At 66.4% G+C, this 12193-nt stretch carries 10 protein-coding genes; all 10 read right to left on the bottom strand.

Going from position 1 to position 12193, the window contains the following annotated elements:
• Nucleotides 1-65: 65 nt before the first annotated feature.
• Nucleotides 66-560, bottom strand: a complete 495-nt coding sequence (locus ABIE00_RS08690; protein ID WP_354259123.1) for a phosphatase domain-containing protein — start codon at nt 558-560, stop codon at nt 66-68.
• A gap of 28 nt (nt 561-588) precedes the next feature.
• Nucleotides 589-873 (bottom strand): hypothetical protein, encoded by a 285-nt coding sequence (locus ABIE00_RS08685; protein ID WP_354259120.1) that lies wholly within the window; start codon nt 871-873, stop codon nt 589-591.
• Nucleotides 874-948: 75 nt separating this feature from the next.
• On the bottom strand, nt 949-1836 hold the full coding sequence (locus tag ABIE00_RS08680) for a hypothetical protein (protein WP_354259117.1): 888 nt from the start codon (nt 1834-1836) through the stop codon (nt 949-951).
• A 36-nt stretch (nt 1837-1872) separates the two neighbouring features.
• A complete protein-coding gene (locus ABIE00_RS08675; RefSeq protein ID WP_133830734.1) occupies nt 1873-2814 on the bottom strand; it encodes a hypothetical protein in 942 nt (313 codons plus the stop codon).
• 62 nt (nt 2815-2876) lie between these two features.
• Nucleotides 2877-3497, bottom strand: a complete 621-nt coding sequence (locus tag ABIE00_RS08670; protein ID WP_133830735.1) for a hypothetical protein — start codon at nt 3495-3497, stop codon at nt 2877-2879.
• 107 nt (nt 3498-3604) lie between these two features.
• Nucleotides 3605-6394, bottom strand: coding sequence for an AAA family ATPase (locus ABIE00_RS08665; RefSeq protein WP_354259112.1), 2790 nt, complete (start codon nt 6392-6394; stop codon nt 3605-3607).
• A gap of 328 nt (nt 6395-6722) precedes the next feature.
• Nucleotides 6723-6932 (bottom strand): hypothetical protein, encoded by a 210-nt coding sequence (locus tag ABIE00_RS08660; protein WP_133830737.1) that lies wholly within the window; start codon nt 6930-6932, stop codon nt 6723-6725.
• A gap of 107 nt (nt 6933-7039) precedes the next feature.
• A complete protein-coding gene (locus ABIE00_RS08655; RefSeq protein WP_354259109.1) occupies nt 7040-8983 on the bottom strand; it encodes an AAA family ATPase in 1944 nt (647 codons plus the stop codon).
• Between the two features lie 147 nt (nt 8984-9130).
• The gene (locus ABIE00_RS08650; protein ID WP_354259106.1) at nt 9131-10822 is read right to left on the bottom strand and encodes a hypothetical protein; all 1692 of its coding nucleotides are present in this window, start codon (nt 10820-10822) and stop codon (nt 9131-9133) included.
• A 103-nt stretch (nt 10823-10925) separates the two neighbouring features.
• A complete protein-coding gene (locus tag ABIE00_RS08645; protein ID WP_133830740.1) occupies nt 10926-12170 on the bottom strand; it encodes an AAA family ATPase in 1245 nt (414 codons plus the stop codon).
• Between the last annotated feature and the right edge of the window lie 23 nt (nt 12171-12193).

Below are 12193 nucleotides of genomic sequence, written 5' to 3'. Positions count from 1 at the left end.
GGCAGTTGAAGAGAAGCAGGCCCGCGCCCTGCGGCCCACTGCGGGTCGAGGGCGCGGGCCATGCGTCAGAACTCGCCCGAGCCGGGCTGGACGTCGAACACCGGCACGCCGAGGGCCTGCCAGGCGCGGATCACCCTGGGCCGGTCATCCAGCGCGAGCCGGACGTCCCACCGCCCGCGGATGAAGGCCTCGTAGATCTCGGGCTTGACGATGTCGTCCGGCCGGCGGTCGCCCTGTCCGCGCATGAACAGAGGGCAGCTGGCAGTCCACTCCCCCACATGTTCGATGAGCCAGGCGTAGGTCGCGCGGCCGACGTCCCAGCCGTTGTCGTCCATGACCGGCCTGCCGGAGCAGAACACGATCTCAAGTCCGGCAGCGTGCAGGGCGCGCACGGTTTCGATCACTGGCGGGTTGGGCAGGTCCCAGGGGACGAGCCGGTACTCGTGGTGTCCCCTGATGAAGCGTCCGTCGGGAAGGGTGTGCGTTGCGACCGTCCCGTCGATGTCGACGATCACGGCCGGCGAGAGGACCGCGGCCGTGGCAGTGCTGATTTCTGTCATGGTGGGTCCCTCCTTCCGGGCGGTGAGGCTATTCAGTAAACGGACGCTCGGCCTCGACGTCGAGCGGGACGATCGTCCCGAAAAGTCCTGCAGCATGCTGTGACCCGTGCGGGACTGCCAGCAGGTCGGGACCATCGGGTATGACGCCGGACTCTCCGCATGTGGGACACGTCCATGTCCAGGTGACGGGCGCGTGCACAACGCGCCTGTCGATGATCACCCAGTCGAAGCGGTCAAACCAGTCCTCGCGGCCGAGAGGCTGACAGAGATCGGCGTCGAAGAGCGCATCGGGCACTGGTGTCCGGCTGCTCATCGCACTCCTTCTTCGGCCGGTGCGGGACCGGGCTGGGCCACCCAGTACTCCCCGAGGGGCTGGATGGTCCCGTTCTCATGGCCATGGCAGGTCAGTTCGAGAGAGCCCGCCCATTCGTGGGGACCCTGGGTGATCGCGGTGCCAGCCGGCACCTGCAGCGGAGCGTGGTCGTGGCCGTGGTAGTCGCGGCAAGCCGACTCGTCGTCGTTCACGAGCTTGAGGGCGCAGCACGCGCAGAGGATGAAAACACCGCTGGCCAAGGTCAGTCCCCGCCTTCCTGGTTGTCGTACTGGCTGACATAGCCGATGAGAAAGTTGTCGTCGACCGGATCGAAGCCGTGCCGCTCCGTGAACTCCGTGTGGTACTCGGCAGGGTCCCGGTCTCCGGGTGCGGCCGGACGGAGCCGATCGCGTTGGCGATCCACTCCAGTTCGTCGGCACCGGACCACTCCGGCTTGGTGCCGAGGCCGAGGGCAATGGCGTCGACGATGTCGGTGTCGGTCACAGGTCCGGGGTTGCCGTTGGTCCGGGACAGCGGCCTGCGGCAGTCGGGGATGAATCCCATGGCAAGCAGGACGGTCACCGGCAGGTGGTGGGCGTGCCAGATCGCGTCGGCGGCGTCGGTGGGGGAATCGCCCGAGGAGAGTCCGCCGGAGAGGTAGAGCCGGTAGCCGGCGACCTCGATGGTGTCCGTCTCGCTGGAGTTCAGCGCCTCTTCGAGCTCGTCGATGACCCTGCGGCCGACGCGTTTGATGACCTCCGGGCTCGGCTCGCCCTCGGCGTCCAGGTGCATGTCGGGGTCGAAGTCCTCGACCAGCTCCTCGAGCTGGGACTCGGGGTCGTCGAACCGGAACGATTCAGGGTCCGCGGTCTCCTCGACCATCAGGCGGCCGCGTTCGAAGTCGATCGGCTTGGTGCGGTCGGCCGGGACGGCGATGGCCGCGGTGAGCATATCGGCGCTCATGGGTTCTCCTTGGGTCGGGATGTGGGTGGGGTCGGCTCAGGCGGCGGATTGCTGTGTCTTCGCGGCGGCGTGCTCGCGGTAGAGGCGCACAGCCAGGTCGACGCAGTAGCAGGTGAACAGGAAGTGGATGTCCCAGTCGCGCAGGTCCCACTCCCAGGTGTCGGAGCCGACGGTGTCCTCGTGCTCAGCCAGCCATTTGTGGGCCTCCGACTCGCTGTCGGCGTGCCAGCGGGCGTCTTCGATGATTTCCATGCGCCGCTCGGCAGGGGAATGTCGTGGGACCTCGATGTCGGCGAGCTCCATCCAGTTGTGTTCCTCTGTGAGCCGGTCGAACTTCTCGTCGGGGATGCCGTCGGTGCTCCAGAGGGCAGCGCGCGCGGCAGCGGCCGCGTTCCGGCGCTCGTGGTTCAGCACGGTGCCGGTGGCCGCGAGGTGCTCCTGGGCGTTCCAGTGGGCCTCGAAGAGCGCCAACTGTGCGTCCCCGTCAAGGCCGCGCAGTTCGTGCAGGCGCGCCAGCAGCGCCAACTGCTGATGGTGGACCTCCTGGGCCTCGGTGCCGAGTCCCTCGCTTTCTTCGAGGTGCTCCCGCACCAGCTGGATGAAGAGATCCGAGTCGTACTGCTTTACTTCGCGGGAGCGGCCGCCGCAGAGCTTCTCGGCCCAGTAGCGGAAGTCGATGCTTGGCGCACCGTCGGAGTAGTAGCCCTCGCTCTTGCCGGCCGACGCGAAGAACCCGATCATGTCGGGTTCTCGGGTGAACATGTAGCCGTCGGCGATGTCGCCGCTGGTGGCCAGGTGGCCGGGCCAGGTGGTGACGTCCCAGGACCACATGCGGGTCCCTGGGGCCTGGATCCTGAAGTGGCGGTAGAGATCCTCGTCGTGCAGAACGACGAGGACGTGCTCCCGGGTCTGGGCGAGAAAGTCGGCGTACGTACGGGCGTACGGGTTCTCGGGCTTGACGGTGTCAGGTGCGGACATGGCGGGTCCCTTCCGGGTCTGCTGGTCAGGGTTGTGGTCGGGGCCGTCCGCTCGGGCGGTGCTCAGAGGATCGGCAGTGGCCGGCCGGAGGGCTTGTAGTGGCCGTCGGCCTCGTCGAGCACGGCCTCGGTGAGGAGCACGGTGGCGGGCATGAGGAACGCACCCACGAGCGCGGCGAGGCGCTGCTCGTCGGCCAGCACCCGCTCGGGGATGCTGCCGCGGGAGCTGAAGAACATGTCGGCACGCTCGATGAGGCTGGCCCGGCGGGCCTCTCTGGAGGTGAAGTGCTCGGCGATAGTCTGTCCGGGGCCGTACTCGGTGATCACCGAATAGAGCGCGGCGGGAACCTCGGTCTTCTTGCGGGTTGTGCTCACGTAGACCTGGACGCCCCATCGGCGGCAGAGCTTGGCGATGGCGTTGACCACGCTGTCCGGGGCGCTCTCCCACTGCCCGGAGCTGGACTGGTACAGCTCGTGCACTTCGTTCGCGGCGGAGGCGTCGATTGCGCCCAGGACGACGTCCGAGGCGGTCAGCAGCTGCGCGCACATGCGCAGCCGGAATGCTGGCGAGGGGTAGTGGTCGTGGAAGACGATCCGGTCGTCGTGGCAGATGACCAGGTCGTAGGCACTGTCGGGGCCCGGCACGAGCTCCTCTGAGCCGGCCTGGATTCCAGTGGCGGTCATGGCGTGCTCCTTCGAAGCTGCATTGGCTGTGTTTATGGGATGGGAAGCAGGAGGCGCGGGCGCTCCGACCTCTCGTGGAGGTGGAGCGCCCGCGCCGGTGCCGTCGGTCAGACGGCTTCTGCGATCTGCTGCTGGTCGCCGGCGGTACCGGCGTCCTCGTCGTCGACCAGAAGGGTCGGGTCGATGCCCGCAGCGCGCTGCGCGTTCTTCTCGTCACGCTCGGTGAGGGCGTTGACGATCTGTTCGTAGCTGCTCTGGATCGGCGGGTTCTTCGCCGTGCCGTAGGAGAGCACGTACTGGCTCTTCATGGCGCGCGTGAACGCGACGTAGAACATCCGCTTGGTGTCCTGGGTCATCTTCGCGTCCTCCTTGTAGAGGACGACGACGTTGTCGAACTCGAGGCCCTTGGCACCGTGGATCGTCGAGACGACGAGATCGGCCTTGGACTCGAGGTTCTTCCGCTTGCGCTCCTGGTTCTTCTGCTTGTTCACGTTCAGCTTCTGCTGGTTGCGCGTGATCTCGAAGGACAGGAGGTTGTCGCGGAGCCGGTCGAAGAACACGTTCGCAGGCAGGCTGCCCTGGTTGCACAGGGCCACCCAGCCGTTGATCGCGGCGCTGTTCTCGACCCACCACTCGGAGATGGTGCGCAGGATTGCCTTCTCGACGTTGACGTTTCCGGCATTCTTCGTCAGCTTGCCCATGTTGTCCTTGATCCCCTGCGAGACCACGAACGAGGCGTTGGCCGGCTGCACCTGCAGGACGTCGTTCCAGAAGAACTTGATGTACTTCGAGAAGATGTCCGTGGCGTAGACGCGGTCGCTGACGAGCGAGGCCACGTGCTTGTTCGGGTAGGCCTTCTCGAGCACTTCCTGGATCAGCGCCACCTCACGGCGGGCGTAGGCCAGGAAGGCCACCTGCTCGCCGCGGTCCAGGCAGGCCTGAACGTACTCCGGGATCACCGTGTTGCGCACGAGCGGCTGCAGGTCGTTGGCGATGAAGCCGGTCAGGCGGGCCACCTCGTGGTAGTTGAGGGTGACCTTCTCCTGGAAGGAGTCGGCCGTGGGCACCGCCAGCGAGTTGGCCTGCAGCTGGATGTTGGCGAACTGGTTGGTCTCCAGACCGCCAAGCACGACGTTCGCGAAGTCGAGAATCTCCTGGTTGCTCCGGTAATTCGTCGTGAGCCGGAAGGTTGCGAAGACCCCCGAGCCCTCCAGCGTGTTGAGCGCCCTCGGGTTGGCCGATCGGAACTCGTACAGCGTCTGGCTGGCGTCCCCGACGATGAACAGCGACTGGGCGTGCTTGGTGATGTACTTCAGCACGTAGATGAACTCGAAGACCGAGTTGTCCTGGACCTCGTCGATGATCAGGTACTTGCTCTGCACGTGGGCAGGCTCGGACATGTCATCGATCTTCTGGTAGCAGATGATGATCTGCAGCTCCAGCGAGGTCTGCTCGATGCGGTCGAGCAGCGCGATCACCTCGTCGAAGTGGTTCTCGACGAAGGTGTTCAGGGCCGTGAACGCGCCGGTCTTGTTCTGGTCGACCTCCAGCAGGCGGTGTCGGAACGTCGCCGCGAACTGGCTGTTCGGGTAGAAGATGTCGATCGAGTTGATGATCGTGTCGATGGCCGAGACCTTGTGGGTCGGGTGGTTCATCGAATAGATGTCGATGATCATCTTGGCGATCGTCATCGAGCCGACGTTCGGGTTCTTCTCCGTGATGTTGTCGGCGGCGGCGTTGGTGAACGACAGGACGGTGATGTCGCTGGCGGGCACCCCGCAGGTCTCGAGGTACTTGATGCGCTCAAGGATCACGGTCGACTTGCCTGTGCCCGCGCCGGCCTGCGTCATCACGAGCGGCTCGTGCGTGCTGAGCGCGTCGAGCTGCTGCTTGGACAGGTGCGGCGGGAAGACCGGGGCCGTGGCCGGCTGGGGCGGCGTGAGGAGCTGGCCCTTCATGCGCTCCAGGTGGTCGAGGGTGTGGTTCATCAGCAGGCTGAGGTTCTGCTTGGACAGCTTCGCCGCGATCGGCGCGGAGAACGTGGTGTCCAGCTGCTGGTGGATCCGGCGGTAGGCCTCCAGCGGGACGTTGTAGTTCTCCAGGTAGCGCAGCTGCACCGCGAGCATGTTCAGCTGCTCCTCGGTGGGGCTGGCCGGCATGTCCTGCACGTACTGGCAGACGGTGTCCGAGATGGCCTCGGAGTCCCAGATCTGGGCCAGGCGCGTGATGCGCTCGTAGATCGGGTACTCGTCCATCCAGTCGGCGAGCTTGTCGAGGTTGGTGGCACTCAACCCTGCGGCCGAGAGCACATCCTCGATGACGTCGCGGGCATTCTCTGCGGGGCTGGTGTCCCACTGCAGGAACACCGCCGCGTCGTGGTTGCCGTAGCCGATGGAGCGGGACACCGATACGGCGCGCTCGGGCTCGGCCAAGCCCTGCTTGAGGAAGTAGAGCTCCAGGCGGTACTGGATCACCAGGTCACGGCGGATCTTGTCGCCGGACTTATCCTCGTACACGGTCAGGGCCTGGGGGGTCATGTCGAAGTGCACGTCCCAGGAGTTGGTCGGCGTGGCGATGTCGACCTCGAAGCGGTCATCGACATGCGGTACCGGCAGCGTGAACGACCCGCCCGAGAGCAGGGAGCGGCGCGTGATCGGGGCCAGCGGCACCAGCGCGGTGGTGATGTCGTGGTGGGTCGAGCTCTGCTTGACCTCGATGTCGCGGTCAACCGCGTAGGCGGTGTTGGTCGCGGTGTTGATCGGCCGCAGACTCTCATTGAGCAGGCCGGTCTTCTTGCCGGACCCGGTCAGGCGCGAGGAGAAGAACTTCGGGTCGACGTTCTTCTGGGCAGCGACGGCGGCTGCGGAAAGGTCGATGTCGTCAAGCAGAATAGGCATGGTGTCGTCTTTCTTCGAACGAATCAGTAGGCGGGTCGAGAGGGTTTGTCGAATGGAAGCCGCATAGACCATTCTCACAGGAGACGAATGGTCAGTCGAATGCTCGTAGACGAGCGCTTGGGTCACGGGCGCGGGCATGAGAGCGGGAGGGCTCGCCTCTGGCGACGAGCCCTCCCGCGCTCCTCTCAACCCACCCGTCAGGGGCCGTGAGGCCCCTGAATCCGGGCGCGGCGGCGTCAGCCCCGCGGACCCGGACACCGCGCGCTACCCATGCGCGCGGCGGTCAATCGCAGGCTCACCTCTTGGGTAGGCCCGGCGGGAAGCACCTTCAGTCGGCGTTCCAGGGATTGGCCTTGGTGACGGACCCGGAGGGGTCCACCTCGACAAGGCCGAGCATGAGTGCGAGATCACGGCAGTCGGCCGCGTCCGCCGAGTGGGCGGAGACCAGCAGCAGTGCGTCGTCGCAGATCTGCTCGCTCCTGTCTTCGGGCTGTGCCGCACGGACTGTGCCGACGGCGGTGGTGGTCGTGGTGGTCATGGCAGTGACGTCCTTCTTCCTGTGTTCGAACGCGGTACGCGCACGCACGAGCGCCCCCACCCCGGGTATCCGGGACAGGGGCGCTCGAACGCAGTGTGGTGCCGGGATCAATCGACGGCCAGCGCCTCCGGCTCGTCGGAGACGGCGGCAGCGGGTGGGATGAACGCAGTCGACGCAGCCGACGCAGCCTGGGCAGCGAGCAGCCGGTCCTCGATCCACACGCGCACGGCCTTGCCGGCCGGACGCGCACCCTGGGAGTCGACGTAGGTTTCCTCGGCGACGGCACGCAGCTCGTCGTCGGGGATCGACGCGGGCAGTGTCTGGCCCAGGCGGGGCCTGGCGTCCAGGATCCGTTCGCGCTGGCGGCTGTACTCCGCCGCGAGGATCTCCCGGTAGGCCTGCTCGTCGACCGGGTTGAAACCCACGACGAGTGAGAACCGCCCGAGCAGCTCTGCGTCGAAGAACTGAGCCAGCTCCTTGGTCAGGGACCGGTGGGAGACCGCCGGCGGGGCCGAGCCGAAGCCGACCGGCTTGCGGTTCAGGGCTTCCCGCGCGGCGTTGGTCGTGCAGATCACCAGCGCCTTGGAGAAGTCCAGCACCTTGCCGTGGGCGTTGCGGATGTAGCCCTCGTCGAAGGCCGAGAGGAACAGCCGCTGCACGGCTTTGTCCGCCTTCTCGAACTCGTCGAGCAGGATCACCCGGTGGGGGTTGGACTCGAGCGTGTCGAATGGCAGCTCGCGGTTGGAGTCCGAGCCCACGTAGCCGGGAGGTGCCCCGACGATCTTCGCGGTGTCCGAGGGAGTGTGGAACTCCGTCATGTTCAGGATGATCGGCTCGGTGCCGGTCATCTGCTCCGCAATGATCTTCGCGGTCTCGGTCTTGCCCACGCCCGAGGCTCCGGCGAGCATCCAGGTTGTCGGGGTCGACGTCGGGAACAGGTCCAGCTCCTCGCGGGCCAGGCGGTCCACGAGCTTCTCGAGCACGTCGTCCTGTCCGCGCAGGCGGCCCAGCAGGGTCGCCCGGAGGGTTGCGACGTCGAACTCCGGGCGCTGGGCGTTTCCGGTCATCAGACGCTTGGCCACGTCCAGGACGCGCTTGGTAGTCAGCGGCACCTGCGGGATCGACCGCAAGGTGTTCACGAGTGCCGTGTCTCCGGCTGCCTCGGCCTGGACGATGAGCTTCTTCTGCTCCAGCACACGGTCGGCCATCGCCCGGTCCAGCAGCGTGATGGCGCTGTCGGGGCGGTGCTGCCCGGCACGGGAATTCTCCTCCGCGATCCGGACCGTCTCCGCCAGGACATCGTCGGAGACCGCGATCTGGTGGCGGTAGTGCGCCACCAGGCCCGGCCGGACGCTGCCGAGCACCGTGAGGGTTTGCTCGACGGTCAGTTCGTCGACGATGAGCGGGGTGAAGCGCCGCGCGAAGGCAGGGTCGTCGTCGAAGGCCCGGGACTCGGTGGAGGTGGTGGCACCGATGACGCGCATGTCGCCGCGGGCCAGGGCAGGCTTGAGCACCTGCGAGACCTTTCGCAGCACTGAGTCGGTGTGGGAGGTGGATCCACCGGTGATCTGGTGGATCTCGTCCATGAACAGGATGACCTTGTTCTTGGGGTCTGAGGCGAAGTCGATGACGGTCTGGACCTTCTCCTCCAGCTGCCCGACGATGCCGGAGCCGGCGACGAGGTTGGTGATGGGCAGCTCGTAGACGGTGAAGCCCTTGAGCTGGTCCGGGATGAGGGTGTCGCCCAGGGCGATCCGGCGGGCGATGTCCTCGACGATCCGGGTCTTACCAACGCCGGCGGAGCCCTTCAGGAGCACGTTCGGCTTGTTCCGGCTGATCAGGACGGAGAGGACCTGCTCGATGAGCGCGTCGCGGAACATCGTCGGGTCGGCGTTCTTGAACTTCTCGTTGTAGTCGACGAGGAGCTCCTTGACGGCGTCGTCGGACTGGCCGCTCTGGCTGGGGATGCCGCCCATGGGCGGGAAGCTCGGAGGCGTGCCGCCGCTGTTCGTGTCGTCGTCGGAGCCCGACGTGAAGTTGTTGAGGCCCATCGCGGGTCCCTCCTTCGGTGGGGTTCGCCGGGCGGCGCGCTGGGTGGGCGCGCCGGGATGCCCGGCAGGGTTACGGGTAGGTCTGAGGGAGGAGGAGACGCCGGCCGGTTCGGCCGGTCGGCGTCTCCCCTGTGGCCGGGAGCAGGATCAGAGGACCATGCCCAGCAGCTTCTGCCGGATGCTCGGGTCGATGTGCTGCATGCCGTTCGCGTACGCCTCGGCGGAACGGACCATGTATTTCCAGTCCATGGCCGAGCACGGGGCGTAGTAGAGGTTCGGCGGGTGCTCCTCGCGTCTCGAGGGCGGAGACCACTCGAAGTCGGTGATCATCAGCGACAGCCGGCGCTTGCGCACCGGGGAGGCGTTGATGTAGTCCCACACCTGCTTGAACTCGGTGCCGCCGGTGACCTTGGGCACCTTCCGGAACTCCTGCCAGATCTGCCGCGTCGACTTGTTCTCGACCTTCAGCAGCGTCTCCTGGGAGAGCATGTGGCTGAAGGAGTTGAAGTACAGGTTGACGTTGAGCTTCTTGGCGATCCGGATGAGCATCAGCACCGCCTCCTGGTAGTTCTCCTCGGAGATCGACCCGGAGGTGTCGATGAAGACGTGCAGGTCGGGCATGTACTGCACCGAGGTGATCCGGCCCGGCTTGTTGAAGTCGTCCGGGTTGCGGCGGTTGGCCTTGAGGAAGGTCGTCTTCGTCGTCCGGTAGACGTTCTGGGACTTGTTGACCTTGCCCATGCGCTTGAGCACCCGGGTGATGTCCTTGAACAGGTCCAGCTTCGTGGGCGGGGCCTTGCGGAACTTCACCTGGGCCGAGCGCGAGCCCGGCTGTCCCGGCTGCTGCCGTGCGCCCATGGCAGCGGCCCTGGCAGCTGCTCGCGGGAGCGAGGTCAGCTTGGACAGCGCGGCGTTGGAGACGACTTTCACGGGTGAGGCGAGGGACTGGTTGATGAGGTTCCACTCCCCCGTTACCTTCGCGGCGGTGGCGCGGGCGTGGGCCTCGACGTTGACCAGGACCAGCGACCGCGGGCAGAACAGCTCCCCGACGGTAAACGGCATGATGCCGGTGTCGAGGGCGGCCGCGCCTGTTGAGGCGGCCTTGCGCTGCTGGTCGACGTAAGTCATCAGCATGCGGATGACCAGCCGGGCGAAAGAGAACTCGTCGTTGCCGTCGGAGTCGTCCTTGCGCAGCAGCAGCGATTCGGTCAGCCCCTTGAGCGAGAGGTTCGCAAAGTCGTTCAGCAGCCGGAGGGTGTCCGCCGGCATCGCGTTCGCGCCGGCCATCGTCTGCACCTGCTGGTTCAGCCAGATCTTGAAGCCGTCGAACGCGGCAGAGGACTGGAACCAGAACCCGAGGGTATTCGGGTGGTAGGTGTAGGCGACGGAGGCGAAGAAGGCGCTCTCGTCGGCGGAGCCTGCGAGCAGGCCCTTGGCCGCGGGGATGACATCGTTCTGGGCTGAGTAAAGGACCCGGGCTGACGGCGCGGGCCACTTGTTCTGCTGCCCGGCCTGGACAGCGAACAGTTCGCCCACCGGCAGGGGCGTGCCCTGGTCATAGCTGACCATGGTCTGCCCGAGCAGCGCCTTGGCGTTCTTCTCGGCGGCCGGGTCCATCGTCTCGCCGAGGCAGCGCATGACGATGTCCAGGACGTCGCCGGTGATGTCGTGGCCCGAGCCGTCGACGATGCTCGCGGGAGCGCTGGGGTTCAGCGGCTCCAGCAGCGGGTCGACCAGGACCTTCTGGATGGCCGGCATGGGGTCGTAGTCGCCCGTGCACGAGATCGTGTGCAGGGCTTCGAGCACCGCCGGCTTCTGGTTCGTGACGGTGATCGTCATCGTGGTCTCCTAATGCGGTCTGAGGCGACGGGTGTCGTGGGATGGCGGGGGACGCTCCGGAACGGAGCCGGTGGCGTCCCCCGCCGCCCGGTGCCGGGTCGGCTCAGAGGAAGGCCGACAGGGACGGCTTGACCGCGGCCACGATCGGCGAGTCGACCTCGAGGAAGGCCTCCAGGTTCTGCCGGTCGAACTGCCCGGTCGTCACCAGCTCGAACAGGGTGCGCGTGTGCTCCGGCTCAATCTGGATGGCGGCCTGCGCCAGCTGCTCGATGAGGCGCGAGTTGTCCTCCTTCTCCTTCATCGCGTAGAGCAGCGAGCCGGAGACCTCGTTCTGGGTCAGGCCCGAGATCTGCGCGGCAAGGTCGGTGACCGTGCCCGCGGACTTGAGGGTCGTGTAGCAGTTCGGCTTGGGCACATTGACGCGGTTGTGTGCGGGGCCGCCCGAGTTCGATGCGAGGTCTTCGGCGATAACCGCCACGAGCTGGGTGGTGAACATGGTGTCGCCGGTGAAGGCCTCGATCGCCTCGTTGAGCAGCGAGGTGTCGCGGCCGCCGATCTGGACCGGGGTCGCCAGGTGGCTTGCCAGCTCCTGGCGGTCGACGCGGTTCAGCCACCGGGAGAGGTGGTCGATGGTGCGCGGCGTGGTGAGCTGGTTCATCTCCTCGCCGCCGTCGAACAGCTCGGCCATGGTGACGTTGCCGTCGTCATCGTCGTCATCGCGGCCGTCGGCCACGATGGAGTTCGGCGTCGACTTCTGGAAGATGAGTCCGGGGTGCTGGGTGAGGACTTTCTTCACCCAGGGGTTGAGCGCGTCTCCGAGGACGGACATGAGGGTTGTCGCATCGGGCTCGACGTGGAAGATCGCGAAGCGCGACAGCGAGGCCTCGTCGAGAGTCGTGACGTTGCCCTTGTCGTTGCCCGCCACGATGAGGCGCACGTTCTCCGGCAGTTCGATGTGGCCCATGCGCCGCAGGGTCACCAGGGTGAGCGCGCCGGAGGTCACGTCGGAGGTCGTGCGGTTGATCTCGTCGAGGAAGAGGATCGGCCACTCGCGCGGGTTCTCCAGCGCGTAGTCGATGCACTCCTGAATGACCTGGTGCGGGTAAAAGACCTGCTTGTAGGACTGTGTCCCGTCGGTCTTCTCGTAGGGCACCAGGCGCGCGCCGGTGAGGTCGGCCTTGTCGGCGAGCTGGTTGCAGGGCAGGACGAAGGCTTTGGTGCCCATCGAGTAGGCGAGGGCCTCGACGAAGGAGGACTTGCCGATGCCGGGCTCGCCCATGAGCGCGGGCGTGGCCCCGACCTCGAGGGACTGCTGGATCAGAGTAGTCAGGGTGTCGTTGAACTTCATGGGAATGTCTTTCTGGTCGTGGG

Source organism: Arthrobacter sp. OAP107, assembly GCF_040546765.1.
Lineage (GTDB): Bacteria > Actinomycetota > Actinomycetes > Actinomycetales > Micrococcaceae > Arthrobacter.
This window is presented reverse-complemented; position numbering and strand designations above follow the sequence as displayed.